The 19,282-nt window shown below is 64.4% G+C and carries 19 protein-coding genes; 7 read left to right on the forward strand and 12 right to left on the reverse strand.

Features of this window, described 5'->3' with window-relative positions:
- The 4 genes from tilS to cysS all read right to left on the reverse strand — a co-directional run.
- On the reverse strand, window positions 1-1,140 hold a 1,140-nt coding region (gene tilS / locus QZ709_RS04290), incomplete at its 3' end, for a tRNA lysidine(34) synthetase TilS (protein WP_294636091.1).
- Window positions 1,137-2,108, reverse strand: coding sequence for an acetyl-CoA carboxylase carboxyltransferase subunit alpha (locus QZ709_RS04295; RefSeq protein ID WP_294636092.1), 972 nt, complete (start codon window positions 2,106-2,108; stop codon window positions 1,137-1,139). The genes tilS and QZ709_RS04295, both read right to left, overlap by 4 nt.
- Window positions 2,109-2,140: 32 nt before the next feature.
- Window positions 2,141-2,836, reverse strand: coding sequence for a DNA-3-methyladenine glycosylase (locus QZ709_RS04300; protein ID WP_294636093.1), 696 nt, complete (start codon window positions 2,834-2,836; stop codon window positions 2,141-2,143).
- Window positions 2,836-4,221, reverse strand: a complete 1,386-nt coding sequence (cysS, locus tag QZ709_RS04305) for a cysteine--tRNA ligase (RefSeq protein WP_294636094.1) — start codon at window positions 4,219-4,221, stop codon at window positions 2,836-2,838. Before cysS ends, QZ709_RS04300 begins: the two co-directional genes overlap by 1 nt.
- Window positions 4,222-4,511: 290 nt before the next feature.
- Here cysS and QZ709_RS04310 point away from each other — a divergent pair, with 290 nt between their 5' ends.
- From QZ709_RS04310 to QZ709_RS04330, 5 genes are all read left to right on the forward strand, one after another.
- A complete protein-coding gene (locus QZ709_RS04310; RefSeq protein ID WP_294636095.1) occupies window positions 4,512-5,603 on the forward strand; it encodes a tetratricopeptide repeat protein in 1,092 nt (363 codons plus the stop codon).
- A 20-nt stretch (window positions 5,604-5,623) separates the two neighbouring features.
- Window positions 5,624-6,958 carry a L,D-transpeptidase family protein gene (locus QZ709_RS04315; RefSeq protein WP_294636096.1) on the forward strand — a complete coding sequence of 445 codons (1,335 nt, stop codon included), beginning with the start codon at window positions 5,624-5,626 and terminating at the stop codon, window positions 6,956-6,958.
- A 29-nt stretch (window positions 6,959-6,987) separates the two neighbouring features.
- Window positions 6,988-7,536, forward strand: coding sequence for a peptidylprolyl isomerase (locus tag QZ709_RS04320; protein WP_294636124.1), 549 nt, complete (start codon window positions 6,988-6,990; stop codon window positions 7,534-7,536).
- Window positions 7,533-8,033: a peptidylprolyl isomerase gene (locus QZ709_RS04325; RefSeq protein ID WP_294636097.1), complete on the forward strand. Its 501-nt coding sequence runs from the start codon at window positions 7,533-7,535 to the stop codon at window positions 8,031-8,033. Before QZ709_RS04320 ends, QZ709_RS04325 begins: the two co-directional genes overlap by 4 nt.
- An 85-nt stretch (window positions 8,034-8,118) precedes the next feature.
- The gene (locus QZ709_RS04330) at window positions 8,119-8,844 is read left to right on the forward strand and encodes a UDP-2,3-diacylglucosamine diphosphatase (protein ID WP_366937140.1); all 726 of its coding nucleotides are present in this window, start codon (window positions 8,119-8,121) and stop codon (window positions 8,842-8,844) included.
- A gap of 93 nt (window positions 8,845-8,937) precedes the next feature.
- Here QZ709_RS04330 and clpA read toward each other — a convergent pair whose 3' ends face one another.
- Window positions 8,938-11,259: an ATP-dependent Clp protease ATP-binding subunit ClpA gene (gene clpA, locus QZ709_RS04335; RefSeq protein ID WP_294636099.1), complete on the reverse strand. Its 2,322-nt coding sequence runs from the start codon at window positions 11,257-11,259 to the stop codon at window positions 8,938-8,940.
- Window positions 11,256-11,609, reverse strand: a complete 354-nt coding sequence (clpS, locus tag QZ709_RS04340) for an ATP-dependent Clp protease adapter ClpS (protein WP_294636100.1) — start codon at window positions 11,607-11,609, stop codon at window positions 11,256-11,258. Before clpS ends, clpA begins: the two co-directional genes overlap by 4 nt.
- Before the next feature lie 347 nt (window positions 11,610-11,956).
- Between clpS and QZ709_RS04345 the strand changes: the two genes are divergently transcribed.
- Complete coding sequence (locus tag QZ709_RS04345) at window positions 11,957-12,250, forward strand: cold-shock protein (RefSeq protein ID WP_294636101.1); 294 nt, start codon at window positions 11,957-11,959, stop codon at window positions 12,248-12,250.
- Between the two features lie 104 nt (window positions 12,251-12,354).
- Here the strand turns inward: QZ709_RS04345 and icd are convergent, their stop codons facing one another.
- The 3 genes from icd to hemN form a co-directional block, all read right to left on the reverse strand.
- On the reverse strand, window positions 12,355-13,608 hold the full coding sequence (gene icd, locus QZ709_RS04350; RefSeq protein ID WP_294636102.1) for an NADP-dependent isocitrate dehydrogenase: 1,254 nt from the start codon (window positions 13,606-13,608) through the stop codon (window positions 12,355-12,357).
- 147 nt (window positions 13,609-13,755) lie between these two features.
- On the reverse strand, window positions 13,756-14,571 hold the full coding sequence (locus tag QZ709_RS04355) for a sulfite exporter TauE/SafE family protein (protein ID WP_294636103.1): 816 nt from the start codon (window positions 14,569-14,571) through the stop codon (window positions 13,756-13,758).
- Window positions 14,572-14,619: 48 nt separating this feature from the next.
- Window positions 14,620-16,029 carry an oxygen-independent coproporphyrinogen III oxidase gene (gene hemN, locus QZ709_RS04360; protein WP_294636104.1) on the reverse strand — a complete coding sequence of 470 codons (1,410 nt, stop codon included), beginning with the start codon at window positions 16,027-16,029 and terminating at the stop codon, window positions 14,620-14,622.
- Between the two features lie 203 nt (window positions 16,030-16,232).
- On the opposite strand from hemN, the gene fnr reads away from it, so the two are divergent.
- Window positions 16,233-16,949 carry a fumarate/nitrate reduction transcriptional regulator Fnr gene (gene fnr / locus QZ709_RS04365; RefSeq protein WP_294636125.1) on the forward strand — a complete coding sequence of 239 codons (717 nt, stop codon included), beginning with the start codon at window positions 16,233-16,235 and terminating at the stop codon, window positions 16,947-16,949.
- Between the two features lie 124 nt (window positions 16,950-17,073).
- Here fnr and QZ709_RS04370 read toward each other — a convergent pair whose 3' ends face one another.
- From QZ709_RS04370 to ccoG, 3 genes are all read right to left on the reverse strand, one after another.
- Window positions 17,074-17,358: a hypothetical protein gene (locus QZ709_RS04370; RefSeq protein ID WP_294636105.1), complete on the reverse strand. Its 285-nt coding sequence runs from the start codon at window positions 17,356-17,358 to the stop codon at window positions 17,074-17,076.
- Window positions 17,359-17,454: 96 nt separating this feature from the next.
- On the reverse strand, window positions 17,455-17,712 hold the full coding sequence (locus QZ709_RS04375; RefSeq protein WP_294636106.1) for a nitrogen fixation protein FixH: 258 nt from the start codon (window positions 17,710-17,712) through the stop codon (window positions 17,455-17,457).
- 27 nt (window positions 17,713-17,739) lie between these two features.
- Complete coding sequence (gene ccoG, locus QZ709_RS04380; protein ID WP_294636107.1) at window positions 17,740-19,215, reverse strand: cytochrome c oxidase accessory protein CcoG; 1,476 nt, start codon at window positions 19,213-19,215, stop codon at window positions 17,740-17,742.
- Between the last annotated feature and the right edge of the window lie 67 nt (window positions 19,216-19,282).

Consider the following 19,282-nt stretch of genomic DNA (forward strand, 5'->3'; position numbering starts at 1 on the left):
CGACCAGGGAACACCTCGCTCCGGCACCCGGCAGGCTTTCAACGCGCCGCCCCATCCTGCCAGCCGCAGAACACCAGACGCCGGCATGGACACATCGCCCAGGGTCACCCCGCCCTGAGCCCCCCACCCCGCCTCGATCGTCTCCGGACGCAGGGGCCGACCACATTGAGCCTCACCGGGCTCCAATCCCGTCTCACAAGGCTCACCCAGGGTCAGCACACCGCGGTACAGCGTGACGCCGGCGCCAGGCCATCGGCCCGCGCGCTGCCGCGCGACCAGAAGCGGGACCTCGTCGGACAGGCGCGTCACCCAAGAGCCCTCAGGCGACACACCGGCCGCCCGCCACCAGGCCAGCAGAACCATGCGTCGCAAGGGGGCAGGCAAGGCAGACCATGCGACCGCATCGAGTTGCCGGGGCCCCTGCGCCAGCGCCTTCAACTGCGTCAGCGCGAACATCTGGGCCACCGCCTGGGCATCCGCCACCCGCCTCGCACTGGCTGCGAGGTTCGCCTCCGCCTCCGGAAAGGCCCCCTGCAACGCTGGCCACACATCCAGCCGCAGGCGGTTGCGCGCATGAACGCGGCTGTCATTGCTGTCGTCGTCCACGTGAACCAGGCGATGGTGTGCCACGTAGGCCTCGATGGCACGTCGGGGCTGATCCAGCCAGGGGCGAACCCAGCACAGCCCGTCACGCCAGGCCTCTCGGGGCATTGCCGCCAACCCGGCCGCGCTGCCGCCGCGCAGCGCCTGAAGCAGCACTGTTTCGGCCTGATCCCGTCGATGGTGGGCCAACAGAACCAGGGTGGCCCCGACCTCACGGGCCATGTCCGCCAGCGCCGCGTAACGCGCACGCCGCGCGGCGGCCTCGATGCCGCCCCCGTCGTCCACGCACACCACGCGGCGCGTCAGGGTACGCACGGGCAAGCCGGCATCGGCCCAGCGCCGGCAGCAATCGTCCACATGGGCCTGCCAGGCGTCGGCCTGCAGGCTGAGCCCGTGGTGGACATGAAGCGCAACGACCGCCAGACCCGGCACGTCCCGTGCGGCGCTGGCGGTCGCATGAAGCAGCGCGATGGAGTCTCGCCCCCCGCTGCACGCCACGGCCACGACGGCCGCGGCGTGATCGGCCTCGGTGCTCAACGCTCCTTGGTGTCGGTGAAGCGGCCGTAGCTCTGCAGACGCTCGTAGCGCGATTGCAGCAGGTCCTTGACCTTGAGGTCACTCACCTGACGCAGCGCGTCGTTCAGGCCGCGCTTGAGGTTGGCCGCGGCCTGCTTGTGGTCGCGGTGTGCGCCACCCACCGGCTCGCTGATGATCTTGTCGACCAGACCCAGGGCCTTCAGGCGGTGTGCGGTGATGCCGAGTGCCTCGGCGGCATCCGGCGCCTTCTCGGCCGTCTTCCAGAGGATGGACGCACAGCCTTCCGGCGAGATCACCGAGTACACCGAGTACTGCATCATCAGGACCTGATCGGCCACGCTGATGGCCAGCGCGCCGCCCGAACCACCCTCACCGATGATGGTGGTGATGATGGGCACCTCCAGCTTGGCCATCTCGAAGATGTTGCGGCCGATGGCTTCCGACTGGTTGCGCTCTTCGGCACCGATGCCGGGGTAGGCACCCGGGGTGTCGACGAAGGTGAACACCGGCAGGCCGAACTTCTCGGCCGTCTGCATCAGGCGCAGCGCCTTGCGATAGCCCTCGGGGCGCGACATGCCGAAGTTGCGGGCTGCACGCTCTTTGGTGTCACGGCCCTTCTGATGGCCCACGACCATGCAAGCCTGGCCATTGAAGCGGGCCAGGCCACCGACGATGGAGAGGTCGTCGGCGAAGTGGCGGTCCCCGTGCATTTCCTGGAAGTCGGTGAACAGCTCGTTCACATAGTCCAGCGTGTAGGGTCGCTGCGGATGGCGGGCGATCTGCGTGACCTGCCAGGGCGTCAGGTTGGCGTAGATGTCCTTGGTCAGCAACTGGCTCTTCTTGCTGAGGCGATCGATCTCTTCCGAGATGTCGACAGCCGACTCGCTCTGCACGTAACGCAGCTCTTCGATCTTGGACTCGAGTTCAGCGATCGGTTGCTCGAACTCCAGAAAGTGTCTTTTGCTCATGGCGAATCCTTCTTCTCTCGTGCGGGCGCCGCTCAGTGATCGGCAGGCAGCGGATCAAGACTGCGCCACAGATACCAGGTGCCCACGGTTCGGTACGGTGCCCAGGCCTCGGCCACATCGCGGGCCTCGGCACGCGAGACGGGCTCACCGCTGAAATAGTTCTGGCTGATGCCCTTGATGAGGCCGACGTCGTCCAGCGGCAGCACGTTCGGGCGCAGCAGGTGAAAGATCAGGAACATCTCCGCCGTCCAGCGGCCGATGCCGCGGATGTCGGTGAGTTCCTCGATGATGGCCTCGTCGTCCATCTTCTGCCAGTCGTGCACATGCACCTGGCCGTTGTCGAAGTGGCCTGCCAGGTCGAGCAGGTAGTCCACCTTGCGCGCAGACAGGCCGATTTCACGCAGCGTGCCGGCTTCGACGCGAAGCAGCGCCTGCACATCGAGCGGGCCGCGCGAATCCTCGGACTCGACCTGGAACAGCGCAAGCAGCCGGTTCCAGACGGCCTGCGCCGACTTCACCGACACCTGCTGGCCGACGATGGACCGGGCCAGCGTGGTGAACGCGTCGCCACGGGTGTACAGCCGCGCATGGCCGTGCTCGGCCACCAGCTTGCGCATCACGCGGTCGCGCTTGACCAGGTGCTTGCAGGCATCGTCCCAGTAGGTGGGCGTCACGAGGGTGGTGCTGGCCTGTGCCGCACCTGCTGTAGACAAAGGGGCGTTCGGCATCAGGCTTTCACCCACGTGGTCCCTTGCGGCCCGTCCTTCAACACCACACCTTGCGCCGCGAGCTCATCGCGGATGCGGTCGGCACCGGCAAAGTCGCGCGCCTTCTTTGCATCAGCGCGTTGAGCGATCAAAGCCTCGATCGCGGCGGCATCCAGACCGGCTGCTCCGGCACCACCTTGCAGGTAGGCCTTGGGTGGCTGCTGGAGCAGGCCCAACACGGCACCCAGCGCCTTCAATTGTTGCGCCACCTCCAGCGAACCACCGCGGTTCAACTCGGCGGCCAGCTCGAAGAGCACAGCCAGCGCCACCGGCGTGTTGAAATCCTCGTCCATGGCCGCCTTGAAGCGGACCGAAGCCGGAGCAGACCAGTCCACGGGTGCGTCCGGCACATCCGACACGGCATCCAGCGCCGTGTACAGGCGTCGCAGGCCACTGCGGGCGTCATCCAACCCCGCGTCGCTGTAGTTGAACGGGCTGCGGTAGTGCGTCCGCAGCATGAAGAACCGGATCGTCTCGCCGTCGTACTTCTTCAGCACGTCGCGAATGGTGAAGAAGTTGCCCAGGCTCTTGGACATCTTCTCGTTGTCGACATTGACGAAACCGTTGTGCAGCCAGTAATTGACGAACCGCTTGCCCGTCGCCCCCTCGCTCTGCGCGATCTCGTTCTCATGGTGCGGGAACTGCAAATCCAGCCCGCCACCATGAATGTCGAACTGCTCGCCCAGCAGGGCGCAGCTCATGGCCGAGCACTCGATGTGCCAACCCGGGCGTCCCTCTCCGAAGGGTGACGGGTACTTCGCATCGGCGGGCTCCTCCGCCTTGGCAGACTTCCACAAGACGAAGTCCAGAGGGTCCTGCTTGCCGTCGTCGACTGCCACGCGCTCACCCGCACGCAATTGGTCCAGCGACTTGCCCGACAGCTTGCCGTACCCATCGAACTTGCGCACGGCATAGTTCACGTCACCGTTGCTGGCGCGGTAGGCCAGGCCCCGGGCCTCCAGCCGGCCGATCAGGCTCAACATCTGAGGGACGTACTCTGTCGCGCGGGGCTCGTGCGTCGGCGGCTCGATGCCCAGTGCGGCGATGTCCTCGTGCATGGCCTGCGCCATCTCTTCGGTCAGCTGGCGGATGGTGATGCCCCGCTCGACCGCTCGACGGATGATCTTGTCGTCGATGTCCGTGATGTTGCGCACATAGGTGACCTGCAAGCCGCTGGCGCGGAGCCAACGCTGCACCACATCGAAGGCCATCATCATGCGGGCATGCCCGACATGGCAGAGGTCGTAGATCGTCATACCGCACACGTACATGCGGACTTGACCTGGCGTCAACGGAACAAACGGCTCGACCTGACGCGACAGGCTGTTGAATAAGCGCAGACTCATGAATGAGGAATACGGGGGCGGCGGCGCGCAGGTACGCGTGGGAACCTCGGCGAAAGGCACAAGCCGGACGCTTTGGCGACAGACACGTCGCCGCCCTGTGCACGCCAGCAAGGCGCTCACCACCGCTCGGATACAATCGCCAGAGTATAGCGGGAGGCCCGCACATCAGGGAGACCGTCGAGTGTGGCGACCGCCTCCGCCTGCTATCCTCGAACGGTTAACGTCCTGCCCGGTGACGCCCGTCACCGCACGTCTGCCGTCCTACCCCCTTTCAACCGGTACACGATCTCATGCAAGTTGCAGTGCCTCACGTCGGTCTTCGCCTGACCTCCCTGGCAGCGAAGTTCCTGCTTGTCGCGTCCCTGTCCGTCTCGGCGCTGAGCGTGCGCGCAGACGATGTCGCAGACGTCCAGAAGCTGCTGTCCGCAGGCAAGAACGCAGAAGCACTGCAGAAGGCCGATCAGTTCCTGGCCAGCAAGCCCCGTGATCCCATGATGCGCTTCCTGCGCGGCATCAGCCTGTCCCAGGCGGGGCGTACTGCAGAGGCCATCACGGCCTTCACCAAGCTGACCGAAGACTTCCCCGAACTGCCCGAGCCATTCAACAACCTGGCCGTTCTCTATGCGCAGCAAGGTCAGTATGACAAGGCGCGGACGGCCCTCGAAATGGCGATCCGCACCAACCCCAGCTACGCCACGGCCTACGAAAACCTCGGCGACGTGTACGCCAAGCTGGCGAGCCAGGCCTACTCGAAGGCCCTGCAGATCGACACCCGCTCGGCCGTGGCGCCCAAGCTCGCGATGATTCGCGACCTGTTCCCCAAGGAGCGCAACAGCATCGTCGCCAGCGCAGCCCAAGCCCCCGCCCCTACGCCGGCACCCGCCCCCGTTGCGCCCGCGCCCAAGCCGTCTGCGGCACCGGCTCCGGTCACGCCGCCTCCGGCAGCCACGCCGTCGGCGACGCCCCCCGCAGCCAAGCCGACACCGGCTCCTGCGGCGAAGCCTGAACCGGCACCCAAGCCGACACCCACCGAACCGAAGCCTGACAACCGGGCCAAGGACGTCGAATCCGCCGTTCGTGGCTGGGCAGACGCCTGGAGCCGCAAGGACCTCAAGGATTACTTCGCTGCGTATGCCCGTGATTTCGACGGCGGCAAGAGCCGTAAGGCCTGGGAAGAAGAGCGCCGCGATCGGATCAACGGCAAACGCAACATTTCGGTCCGCATCACCAACCTGCGCGTGGACGTTGACGGCAACAAGGCCGTGGCCCGCTTCCGCCAGGAGTACAAGGCAGACAGCCTCAACGTGAGCAGCAACAAGCGCCTGGATCTCGTCCAGCGCGGCAACAGCTGGGTCATCGTGAAGGAAAGCACCGGTTCGTGATCAAGGTTGAGATGAGCCGAATGTCGATGTCCGCATCGGCAAGGCGGCTGCGCTGGCCTGAGCGGGCACGGAAGGTTGCCCTGGCGTTCATCGGATCAGCCCTGCTGCATGCAGGGCTGAGCTCTGACGCGCTCGCCACACGGCAGACGGCGAGCACGCGGGAGGCGCCCGCACCCTCGCGCCCGGCCTCTCGCGCGCCGACAGCCGAGCGCACGAGCGCCCCTCCGCCCCCGCTGGCACGCCAGGCTGCACCAGCAGAAGCCCGCCTGCTCGAGATCTACCGCCTGATCGGACAGGGACAGAGCAAGCTCGCGCTCGACAAGGCGCAGGCCCTGGTGCAAGACGTCCCGCACTTCCAGCTGGCCCAACTGGTCTATGGCGACCTGCTGCTGGCGCGCAACCAGGTGCTGCCATCCATGGGCCACGTCCCGGCAGACATGGTGGCGCGCGCGCCGCAAAGGCTCGAACAACTGCGCACGGAGGCGCACCGTCGACTCGCAGCCCTGACGGAGCGCCCCCCCACCGACGCCTTGCCCGCTCAGTTCATCGAGGTGCCCTCCAGCACCCGTCATGCGATCGCCGTCGACGCGAGCCGATCCAGGCTGTACCTCTTCGAGAACGGCCCCAAGGGGCTGACCCTCGTGGCCGACCATTACGCGTCGGTCGGGCGACTGGGTACGGACAAGAGCGCCGAAGGGGATCAGCGCACGCCCCTCGGCGTCTACTACATCACCAGCCGCCTTGATGCGAGCCAGCTGACCGACTTCTACGGCGCGGGCGCGCTGCCGCTGAACTACCCCAACGAGTACGACCGTCGCCTGGGACGAACCGGCAGCGGCATCTGGCTGCATGGCGTTCCGAGCGACAGCTATGCTCGCAGCCCGAACAGCACCGACGGCTGTGTCGCACTGGCCAACCCCGAGTTGCAGAGCATCCTGCAACGGGTGCAACCGCGCACGACGCCTGTGGTCATTGCACAGCAGCTTCAGTGGATCAAGCACGACCAGCGCGAAACCGAGCGTCGGTCGCTTCACAATCTCATCGAAGGCTGGCGAGTCGCCCGCGCCAGCGGCGATCTGAATCGTCTGATGTCGTTCTACTCCAGTCAGTTCAGCGCAGGCAACCGCGACATCACGCAGTGGCGCCAGACCCTGGAGAGGGAAGTGGTTCAGCAACGCGGGCGCAGCCTGCAACTCAAGGACCTTGCCATACTCGGCTGGCGCGACAAAAGCGACATCCTGGTCGTCACCTTCGGTGAAATCACCGAAGGGCAGCGCAGCGGTGCCGTCAAGCGCCAGTATTGGGGCAAGGAAGGCGGTCTCTGGAAAATCTTCTTCGAAGGAGTGATCGGATGATGCACCCCCCTTTGCAAGGCTTGGCCCGCATGATGGTGGCCGGCGCCATTGCCATGTGCACCGTGGTGGCTCAGGCCCAGACCGTGCGCCTTGTCACCTCCCAGGGTGACATCGTGCTGCAACTTGACCCAGCGAAGGCCCCTCGCACGGTGGAGAACTTCGTGCAATATGTGAAAGCAGGCCACTACAACGGGACGGTCTTTCACCGCGTGATCGACGGGTTCATGATTCAGGGGGGCGGCATGACGCCCGACATGAAGGAAAAACCCACCCGCGCGCCCATTCAACTGGAAAGCCAGAACGGCCTGAGCAACCAGCGCGGCACGGTCGCCATGGCCCGCACGCGTGATCCGCACTCAGCCACCGCTCAGTTCTTCATCAATGTGAAGGACAATGCCTTTCTTGACGCAGCACGCTCGCCGGACGGTTACGGCTATGCCGTCTTCGGCAAGGTGACGCAAGGCATGGACGTGGTCGACCGCATCCGCAAGGTGCGCACCACCCAGATCGGCATGTACGCCGACGTGCCTGCCGAACCCGTGACCATCAAACAAGCCGTCATCGAGAAACAACCATGACCAAGACCGTTGAACTTCAGACCACTGCTGGCGTGATCCGCCTGGAACTCGATGAGGCCAAGGCCCCCATCACCGTGGCCAACTTCCTCGAGTATGTGAACGCTGGCCACTACGATGGCACCGTGTTCCACCGTGTCATCAAGGGCTTCATGATTCAGGGTGGCGGCTTCGAGCCGGGCCTGAAGCAGAAGGCCACGCGCGGTGAAATCCAGAACGAGGCCAACAACGGCCTGAAGAACGACAAGTACACCATCGCGATGGCGCGCACGAGCGCCCCGCACTCAGCCAGCGCCCAGTTCTTCATCAACGCCGCCAACAACGACTTCCTGAACTTCAAGGCCGAGTCCGTTCAGGGCTGGGGCTACGCCGTGTTTGGTAAGGTTGTGGCGGGGACCGAAGTCGTCGATGCCATCGAAAAAGTGCGCACCGGCCGCAAGGGCTTCCACGACGACGTGCCGCTCGAAGACGTCGTGATCACCAAGGCTGTCGAAGTCTGACGTGACACAGGATGAAAGGGGGGCTCCCCCCTTCCCCACCCCGGACACCCTCAATGCACCGCCCTCGTGGCGGTGCATTGATTTTGTGTCCGATCTTCATCTTCACGAGGGCTTGCCCAGAACGCGGGATGCACTCGCCCGGTACCTCGCTGCCACCCCTGCGGATGCTGTGCTCATCTTGGGCGACCTCTTTGAGGCGTGGGTTGGAGACGACATGCGCAGCGAGCCCTTCGAAGCCGGCTGCGTCGAGATTCTCCGCGCGTGCGGTGAGCAGCGTCACCTCGGCATCATGGTCGGCAACCGCGACTTCCTTCTGGGCGATACCATGTTGCAGGCATGCTGCGCCCACCGGCTGAGCGATCCGACCGTGCTCGAGGCCTTCGGACAACGTCACCTGCTGATCCATGGCGACAGCCTTTGCCTCGCCGACACGGCCTACCTCCGGTTCAGGGCTCAGGTCCGTCAGCCCGAATGGCAGCGTGCTTTCCTGGCGGCCCCCCTTGAGGCAAGGCTGGCGCAGGCGCGCCGCATGAGAGAGGCCAGCCAGGCACACCAGCAGCAGCAAGGGCCGGCGGAGTGGGCCGATGTCGATGAAACTGCAGCCGAAACCTGGCTACAGGCGGCTGCGGCCCACACCCTGATACACGGCCACACCCACCGCCCCACGAGCATGCCCTTCGGCGGTCACCAAGGCAGCACGCACCGTCGGCGCCACGTCCTGAGCGACTGGGACCTCGACCACGGTCATCCGCGGGCCGAGGTGCTGCGGCTGACCTCGGCCGGTTTCAGCCGACATCCGGTCGACGCCTGAGCGACCAGCAGAGGGCCGCCCCCGGGAGCCTGGCCTCCACAAGGACAACGCGGCCCGGAGGGCCGCGTCGAGCTGGTCAGCGTCTCACCGCGCTCATTCGGCAGTCGCGGCCTCCGGCTTGGTCTTGTCGCTCTTCTTGTTCGGCTGGATGTCCAGCTTCACCTCCGGCTCACCCTTGTCATTGTCGACGACGTCCACCGTCAAACGTCCGCCGTCGACCAGGCTACCGAACAGCAACTCGTCTGCCAGCGCACGGCGAATCGTGTCCTGAATCAGGCGCTGCATCGGGCGCGCGCCCATCAGCGGGTCGAAGCCGCGCTTGGCCAGGTGACGGCGCAGCGCATCGGTAAACGTGACCTCGACCTTCTTCTCGGCAAGCTGACCTTCGAGTTGCAGCAGGAACTTGTCGACCACCCTCAGGATGACCTCCTCGTCCAGCGGCTTGAACCCGACGATCGCGTCCAGCCGGTTGCGGAACTCCGGCGTGAACATGCGCTTGATGTCGCCCATTTCATCGCCCATCTCACGCTGCGTGGTGAAGCCGATGGTGGACTTCTGCAGCGTTTCCGCGCCGGCATTCGTCGTCATGATGATCAGCACGTTGCGGAAGTCGGCCTTGCGGCCGTTGTTGTCCGTCAGCGTGCCGTGATCCATCACCTGCAGCAGGATGTTGAAGACGTCCGGGTGCGCCTTCTCGATCTCGTCAAGCAGCAGCACCGCATGCGGCTTCTTCGACACTGCCTCGGTCAGCAGACCGCCCTGGTCGAAGCCCACGTAGCCCGGAGGCGCACCGATCAGACGGCTCACGGCATGGCGCTCCATGTACTCCGACATGTCGAAGCGCATGAGCTCGATGCCCAGGATGTAAGCCAGCTGCTTGGCGACTTCGGTCTTGCCGACGCCGGTTGGGCCGCTGAACAGAAAAGCGCCAATGGGCTTGTCTGGCTTGCCCAGGCCCGAACGGGCCATCTTGATCGCCGCGGACAACGCATCGATCGCCGCATCCTGACCGAACACCACGCTCTTGAGATCGCGGTCAAGCGTCTTGAGCTTCGAGCGGTCGTCGTTCGACACGCTGGTGCTCGGAATGCGGGCAATCTTCGCGACGATCTCCTCGACTTCCGCCCGGGTGATCGTCTTCTTCTGCTTGCTCTTGGGCAGAACGCGCTGAGCCGCACCCGCTTCGTCGATCACGTCGATGGCCTTGTCGGGCAGATGGCGGTCATTGATGAACTTCGCCGACAGCTCGGCCGCAGCCTGCAGTGCACCCAGGGCGTACTTCACGCTGTGGTGCTCCTCGAAGCGGGACTTGAGGCCCTTGAGGATCTCGATCGTCTGCTCGACGGACGGCTCCACCACTTCGACCTTCTGGAAGCGACGCGACAAGGCCGCGTCCTTCTCGAAGATGCCGCGGAACTCGGTGAATGTGGTGGCACCGATGCACTTCAGCTGGCCGGAGCTCAACGCCGGCTTCAAGAGGTTGCTGGCGTCGAGTGTGCCGCCGGACGCAGCGCCCGCACCGATGAGCGTGTGGATCTCATCGATGAAGAGGATGGCCCCGGCCTGCTCCTTCAGCTGCTTGATCACAGCCTTCAGACGCTGCTCGAAGTCCCCGCGGTACTTGGTACCTGCGAGCAAAGCGCCCATATCGAGCGCATAGACCTCGGCATCGGCCAGCACCTCAGGCACGTCGTTCTGAGTGATCCGCCAGGCGAGGCCTTCGGCGATCGCGGTCTTGCCTACGCCGGCTTCGCCCACAAGCAGCGGGTTGTTCTTGCGGCGACGGCACAGCACCTGGATCACCCGCTCGACCTCGGAGTCACGACCGATCAGCGGATCGATCTTGCCCTCGCGTGCAAGCTGGTTCAGGTTCTGCGTGTACTGCTCCAGCGGAGACGCCTTGCCTTCCGACTCGTCCTTCTCGGCATCGGTCTGCGACGGCTCCGAGCCAGCGGACTTCGCCGCCTCGGGGGGGTCCGCCTTGCGAATGCCATGGGCGATGAAGTTCACCACGTCCAGGCGCGTCACGCCTTGCTGGTGCAGGTAGTACACAGCATGGCTGTCCTTCTCGCCGAAGATGGCCACCAGGACGTTGGCGCCCGTGACCTCCTTCTTGCCGCTGCCTGACGACTGCACGTGCATGATCGCGCGCTGGATGACACGCTGAAAGCCGAGCGTCGGCTGGGTGTCGACCTCGTCGGTCCCCCCCACGGTCGGCGTGTTGTCCCGGACGAACTGGTCCAGGTTCTTGCGCAGCTCATCCAGATTGGCGGCGCAGGCTTTCAACACCTCGGAAGCAGAGGGGTTGTCGATCAAGGCGAGCAGCAGGTGCTCCACGGTGATGAACTCGTGGCGCTGCTGACGGGCCTCGACGAAGGCCATGTGCAGACTCACTTCCAACTCTTGCGCAATCATGCGGTCTCCAGGATGCACTGCAAGGGATGCCCGGCTTGGCGGGCGGCGGCAAGAACGAGTTCGACCTTTGTGGCCGCGACATCCTTGGTGTAGACGCCGCACACACCACGTCCCTCGTGGTGGATTTTGAGCATGATCTGGGTCGCCGTCTCGATATCGTGCCGGAAGTACTCCTGCAAAACCAGGACAACGAACTCCATCGGCGTGAAATCGTCATTCAGCATGACGACCTGATACAGCCGGGGCGGCTCCAGCGCGAGTTCTTCTTTCTCGGCCACAGCCGCACCCTGCCCGTCCTCTGCGGGCCCCTCCGGCTGCGCCATCAGGAGCGGGTGTAACGGATTGGTCATGAAAAAGATTCTACGGGAGCCCCCGCCCTCATGCCATGTCATCTTGGGGTGCCCGAGCCTTGTTCAAGGGCACGATATTCGAGCAAGCTGCATGGCTTTTTACGGGATCCAGCGTACCGATTGCGGGGCGGTCCTGCTTGACGCGCGAAGGAAACACCTCACCGTACCCGGATATCGCGCGGATGCCCCCGTTGGAGGGGGATTTCCGGGCATCCCTGTTGCAGCCGGTTACCCTCGCACCACCTGGGAAACACTCCGTGTCGACGCGCCCGCAGCCCCACGCGGACAAGCTTGACAGCGGCAACAACACCCCCAGAAAATGAGCACAAATTCACAGGAGGGACAGTATGGCCACAGGCACTGTCAAATGGTTCAATGACGCCAAAGGTTTTGGTTTCATCGAGCCCGATCAAGGCGGCGGCGACGTGTTCGCCCACTTTTCGTCCATCCAGATGGACGGCTTCCGTACCCTGAAGCAGGGCTCCAAGGTCAGGTACGACCTTGTCGCCGGGCCCAAGGGGATGATGGCGCAGAACATCCAGCCCATGGATGGCGTCGACGCAGGCGAACTCGCGGCGGATGCCCTGAGCGACCTGCATTTCCGCGAGCGGCCGTCCGCGGGCAGGAGCCTGCCGCACTGAGCCCTTTCCCGTCGGCACACGGCGTGCCGCCCATGAAAAAAGCCCGCGACTGCGGGCTTTTTTCTTTGCTATCTCTGGCGCGGCCAGCGCGCCAGAGACACCGATCACATCTGGTCGATCATGACTTGGCCAAAGCCCGAGCACGACACCTGGGTGGCACCTTCCATCAGGCGAGCAAAGTCATAGGTGACCTTCTTGCTCTGGATGGCCTTGTCCATGGCGCTGATGATCAGATCGGCTGCTTCGAACCAGCCCATGTGGCGCAACATCATTTCAGCCGAGAGGATTTCGGAACCGGGGTTCACATAGTCCTTGCCGGCGTACTTGGGCGCAGTGCCATGGGTGGCTTCGAACATGGCGATCGAATCCGACAGGTTGGCGCCCGGGGCGATGCCGATGCCACCGACCTGCGCAGCCAGCGCGTCGGACACGTAGTCACCGTTCAGGTTGAGCGTGGCAATCACGCTGTACTCGGCCGGACGCAGCAGAATCTGCTGCAGGAATGCGTCGGCGATGGCGTCCTTGACGACGATGTCCTTGCCCGTCTTCGGGTTCTTGAACTTGCACCACGGGCCGCCGTCGATCAGTTCGGCGCCGAACTCCTTCTGAGCCAGTGCGTAGGCCCAATCACGGAAGCCACCTTCGGTGTACTTCATGATGTTGCCCTTGTGCACGATCGTGACGCTCGGCTTGTCGTTGTCGATGGCGTACTGGATGGCCTTGCGGACCAGACGCTCAGTGCCTTCACGAGAGACGGGCTTGATGCCGATGCCCGAGGTTTCGGGGAAGCGGATCTTCTTGACGCCGAACTCGGTCTGCAGGAAAGCGATCAGCTTCTTGGCCTTGTCGCTCTCGGCTTCGAACTCGATGCCGGCGTAGATGTCTTCCGAGTTCTCGCGGAAGATCACCATGTCGGTCTTTTCGGGCTCCTTCACGGGCGACGGCACGCCCTTGAAGTAGCGCACCGGGCGCAGACAGACATAGAGGTCCAGTTCCTGGCGCAGCGCCACGTTCAGCGAGCGGATGCCGCCGCCCACGGGCGTCGTCAACGGGCCCTTGATCGAGACCACATAGTCCTTCAGCACCTGGAGGGTTTCTTCAGGCAGCCACACGTCCGGGCCATACACGCGGGTCGACTTTTCGCCGGCGTAGATCTCCATCCAGTGGATCTTGCGCTGACCACCGTAAGCCTTCTCGACCGCGGCGTCCACCACCTTGATCATCACGGGCGTGATGTCGAAGCCGGTGCCATCACCCTCGATGTAAGGAATGATCGGGTTGTTAGGAACATTGAGCGAGAAGTCCGGGTTGACCGTGATCTTCTGCCCACCTTCGGGCACCTTGATGTGCTGGTACATGTCGTGGTCTCCGCGTTTGGCGTTTCCGAGAAAAACATTGCCATGGATGACGGCAAAGCGGAATGATTCTACGTCACCAACGCGTCAAATCTTATATAGGACTGACCAGATGGACGGCTCGCGCGCCACGTGATGCAATGGCCTGTCTCAGGCGCACCAAGCCCGCCACTGAGCGACCAGATGGTGGGACAAGCCCCAGCCTGCCATGATGGCCAGCATTCCGCCAGACAGGCGCAGCGCCCAGCGAGGGTCGATCAACGAATCGCTGTTGTCGCGTTGCAGCGCCCCCTGGGAACCGCCAGACTCGGCCGTCCCTGCCCTCGTGAGCCACAGGACGGGCACGGCATCTTGAGGGCCCGTGCCCACCGCTGCCGGCCGCGTCGAGGCGCCCTGTCCGCGGCGCCCGACACGGCGTCGCAGCCACCCCAGCACCGCGGGCGCGAACCAGACCCCGGCACTGCTGGCCACCGCAAACGACAGCATCACCAGGCTGCCGCCAACGGCATCCGGTGCCAGAACGGCAACCATCAGCGCCCCATACAGGAGACCGCACGGCAGCAGAGCCCACCCCATCCCCGCCACCACAACGAGCCCAGCATGCGCAAGCCGCCCCGGGCGTCCGGCGCTGGCGCCAAACCGCGACTTGAAGGCATGGTAGAGGCCCACGCCCGCAGCGTCCAACCAGGCTGGAACGCGGGCCTGCCACAGCAGCCAGAGTCCGAACAGAACGGCACCAAGCTGCGCCATCAACCAGAAGGGGCGCAGTGCGGCGAACTCGCGCCCCCAGGATGCCATGACGCCGGCGGAAGCAGCAGCCACGCCGCCGAGCACGGCGTAACCCAGCGCCCGGCCGACAAGGGCCAGCCAGGGCACCCCTCTCGGAAACGCCGCGGCACAGGGTGCACCACACATGACGGCGCAATGTGGCAGCCCCCCCAGTCCCATGAGGAAGGCAGTCAGCATGAGGCCGCTCAGCACATCACCCTCGCGGCCCCACAGACCCGAGCCGGGTCAGATGATGCGGGAAAAGCGTTCGACCGCCTTGTCCATCTGCAGATGGCGATCGAACACCATGGCGATGGCACGCACGAAATACCAGCCAAGCGCCGTGACACGGACACCGTCTGACTCCAGCAGCACCAACCCCGACTCCACGAGCGGTTCCAGCAGGCGCATCTCAGCCTCGAAGTATTGCCGGAAATCGATCAGGTAGGCGAGTTCGATGGACTCAAAGTCAACCCGCCCCTGGCACATGATGGCCATGATCACCGCGCGGCGGACGAGGTCATCCCGCGACAGCGTCAGCCCGCGCACCGTGGGCAACTCGCCGCGGCGCAGGGCGTCGTAGTACTCCGGGAGCGTCTTGGCGTTCTGCATGTAGTGCGGTCCCACACGCCCGATCGACGACACACCCAAGCCGATGACATCGCAATCGGGGTGCGTGCTGTAGCCCTGGAAGTTCCGGTGCAGACGCCCCTGTCGCCGCGCCACGGCCAGGCTGTCATCGTGCAGGGCGAAGTGGTCCATACCGATGTAGTCGTAGCCGGCCGCACCGAAGCGATCGATGGCGGCCGCCAGCATGCCGACCTTGTCGGCGCCGGCAGGCAGTGCGGCGGCATCGATCCGGCGCTGCGGCTTGAAGCGCTGAGGCAAGTGCGCATAGGCGTAGACGGCAACCCGGTCGGGACGCAACTCGACCACCTGATCAAGCGTGCGGGCAAAGCGCTCGGGCGTCTGCTTCGGCAGGCCATAGATCAGGTCCATGTTGATCGAATCGAACCCCTCCGCTCGCGCGGCCCGCATCAACTCGGCCACCATCTCGAAAGGCTGAACGCGGTGAATGGCCTGCTGAACCTGCGGATCGAAGTCCTGGACGCCGAAACTGAGGCGGTTGAACCCCATGGAGGCCAGGCGCTTGAGCCGCGCGGCGTCCACCGTGCGGGGATCGACCTCGATGGCGTACTCGCCGCCCGGCACGAACCGGAACGCATCCTGCAACATGGCCAGCAGGCCTTCCAGCTCGTCATCGCTGAGAAAGGTCGGGCTGCCGCCCCCGAGGTGCAACTGCGACACCGCCTGCCCCCTGCCGATCTGGTCGATGACCAGTTGGACCTCCGTCCGGAGCGCCTGCAGGTACTCCGTCGCACGGTCGTGGTGCTTGGTGATGACCTTGTTGCAGGCACAGTAGTAGCAGACGGATTCGCAGAACGGGATATGCACGTACAAGGACAACGGCACGGCACCGCCGGCGACCGCGCCGGCGCCTTCGCCGCGCTGAGCCAGCGCCTGCCGGTGCTGTGCTGGCCCGAAGGCTTCGACGAACCGGTCGGCCGTCGGGTAGGAGGTGTAGCGCGGCCCTGACACATCAAGGCGCGTCAGCACCTCGCTGGAAATGATCGGGGCGGGTGGAGTGGTTATCATGGCCTGGTCGCTCATGCATGGGGACTGTGCCAAACTGATGCTGCGGGGGGTTGATATGCCTCAACCTCGACTCCAGGGATCGGGCAACAATTGGGAAGACCTTGAGGTTCCTCATGTTGAACACCACCATCCCCGTCCTGGATCAGGGCAATGCCGACGCCTCCGCACGCTCCCCGTGCTCCACCAACGGCTCGTCGTGCACCATGAAATACGAAGCATTCAAAGTTGCCTGCTCCAGTTGCAATCTGCGCGAGCTCTGCCTGCCGGTCGGACTGAGCCAGCCGCAACTCTCCCACCTCGATTCGCTGGTGGCCACGCGCAAGACGGTGAAGCGGGGTGACGCCCTCTTCCACACCGGTGACCCGTTCCGATCGGTGTACGCGGTGCGCACGGGCTTCTTCAAGACGCGCATTTCATCGGAAGATGGCCGGGATCAGGTGACGGGCTTCCAGATGGCCGGCGAGTTGCTCGGGCTGGACGGCATCAGCACGGACCGGCACGCCTGCGATGCAATCGCTCTTGAGGACTCGCAGGTCTGCGTGATCCCCTATGCCCAACTCGAGGACCTCTCGCGTGAGTTCTCGGATCTGCAGCACCAATTCCACAAGATCATGAGCCGGGAGATCGTCCGCGACCATGGTGTGATGCTGCTGTTGGGGAGCATGCGCGCAGAGGAGCGCCTGGCGGCCTTCCTGCTGAACCTCACGCAACGACTGCACGCCCGCGGTTTCTCCGCATCGGCGCTGGTGTTGCGGATGACCCGCGAGGAGATCGGCAGCTACCTTGGTCTGAAGCTCGAAACCGTGAGCCGCACGTTCTCGAAGTTCCAGGAGGAAGGCCTTCTGGAGGTCAAGCAACGCGACATCCGGATCACCGATGAAGCAGGTCTGCGCGCGCTGGTCAACAGCGTTCGCTGCTAAGCCCCCTGCTGGCAGGCCGCCTGCCTCTTACCGTGCCCTCGTCAAAGCCCGCTTTGCAGAGCGGGCTTTTTCATGGCCGCATCACGTCCGAGATCGCCCTCACCGGGACCTGCTGCCGGCACGATCAGACTGACCGCGACAGCGCCTGGCCAGATCGGTGGGTCCGCGCGGGGCGACGGCGAGGCTCAGTGCCCACAAGCATCAGCCACACGGACAGCGCGCCGGCCAGGGAGATGCCGCACCAAAACACGAGAAACGTGACGCTGTAGACCGTGGTGGCATCCGGCTGCCATCGACCGATAGACACCTGAGTCGGATCGATCCAGGCGAACACCAGTCCTTCCAGCACGGCAGCAAACAGGAAGGCGGGCCACAGGATCTGGGCCACGTGAAGAGCGCGCTGTGTCATGGAACCTCCTGATGGAAAGGGATCGGACACACGCCGATGTTCCTGCAGCTTGCGCTCTTTGCCTGCGGGACTTACCCGCAGGCGTCACTGACTCGCTCAGCGCTCGGCCGGGGCCGTGCTTTCCGCAGCGTGGTTGCGCGCTTTCACCGCAGGCAACTCATTCGGAGACGTGACCTCCGTCTTGGAGGTGTCGAGCACCGGATCCACATTGCGGACCGCGATGCCTACGGTGAACAGCGACGCCACAACCACGGCCAGCGGACCGCCGATCACCATCCAGACGATGGGCAATTTCCACCAGGGCGGCTGTGACACCGGGGCTTGAGACAGGGGCGTCATACTTTGCTCGGACATGAAGACCTCTTGAAAATGGCCGCAGCGTCAGCGCGGCACCATGAAGGTAGTGTGCTCGCGCACGTCGACTTGTGGGCGGTCACCCTGCCGCAACTGCTCGACAAGCAGGGTCATGCCGGTGGCACCCGTGCCCATCCGGGCAGCCACCTCGGGCGGCACGCGCACCGAGACTGGAACCCAGCGGGCTTCGGCCGGGCCGAGCACGATGTTGTCGCCGCCCTCGACACGGGCGGCGGTGAGTTGCTCCACCCCGATGCGGTACCGCTGCACTCGCTCGCTGGCATTCATCAACTGAACGCGGTAGACGTTCTCGACAAACCCCTCGTCCACCACACGGGCCAGCGCGCCCCGGTCCCGCACGATGTCCACACGGAACGACGGACGGTTGTAGATGCTGTAGACGAACGCGCCCACCACCACGAACAGGATGGCCGTGTAGAGAAGGACGCGAGGGCGGGCCACACGAGCCCACATTTCTGCACGGCCCCAGCCGTTGTCCATGGAGTTTTGAGTGGCGTAGCGAATCAGGCCACGCGGCGCACCCATCTTGTCCATCACAGAGTCACAGACATCGATGCAGGCCGCACAGCCGATGCACTCGTACTGCAGTCCCTTGCGAATGTCGATGCCGGTGGGGCACACCTGGACGCACAAGGTGCAGTCAATGCAATCGCCCTTGCCCGCCGCCTTCGCGTCGGTCTTGCGCGAACGCGAGCCACGGGGTTCACCACGCTTTTCGTCGTAGCTGATGATCAGCGTGTCGCGGTCGAACATGGCGCTCTGGAAGCGCGCATACGGGCACATGTACTTGCAGACCTGTTCGCGCATGTACCCGGCGTTGCCGTAGGTAGCGAAGCCGTAGAACAGAATCCAGAAGGTTTCCCACGGACCGAGACCGAAGCTGACCACAGCCTGAGCCAGCTCACGGATCGGCGTGAAGTACCCCACAAAGGTATACCCCGTCCAGAGTGCAAAGGAAATCCACGCAACCTGCTTGCCCGTCTTGCGCAGCACCTTCTGGACCGACCAGGGCGCCTTGTCGAGCTTCATGCGGCGGGTGCGATCCCCTTCGATCTTCCGCTCGATCCACATGAAGATTTCGGTGTAGACCGACTGAGGACAGGCATAGCCGCACCACAAGCGCCCCGCCACGGCCGTGAACAGGAACAGCCCGTATGCGGAAATCATCAGCAAGGCCGTCAGGTAGATCAGGTCTTGCGGATAAAGAACGAGGTTGAACAGGTAGAAGCGCCTCGTTCCCAGATCGAACAGCACCGCCTGGCGGTCGTTCCACATCAGCCAGGGGGTGCAGTAGAACACCAGCTGAGTCAGCCAGACCAACACCCAGCGCCATTTGGTGAACCAGCCGAAGACCTCGCGTGCGTAGATTTTCTCTGCCTTCTTGTAAAGCAGAACCGTTTCTTCCCTGCGCTGAGGGTCGACGGCGGGCTGAATGGGGATGACGCGCTTGGCGTCTGCAGAGGGTGATGCTGACTCTGACATGGTGTTCCGAAATGACTGACGGCGGAGCGGCCAGGTACCCCATAGGGTATCATGAGCCATCCTCCGC

Origin of the sequence: uncultured Aquabacterium sp., assembly GCF_913773725.1 — a bacterium.
In the GTDB taxonomy this organism is placed as follows: domain Bacteria; phylum Pseudomonadota; class Gammaproteobacteria; order Burkholderiales; family Burkholderiaceae_C; genus Aquabacterium.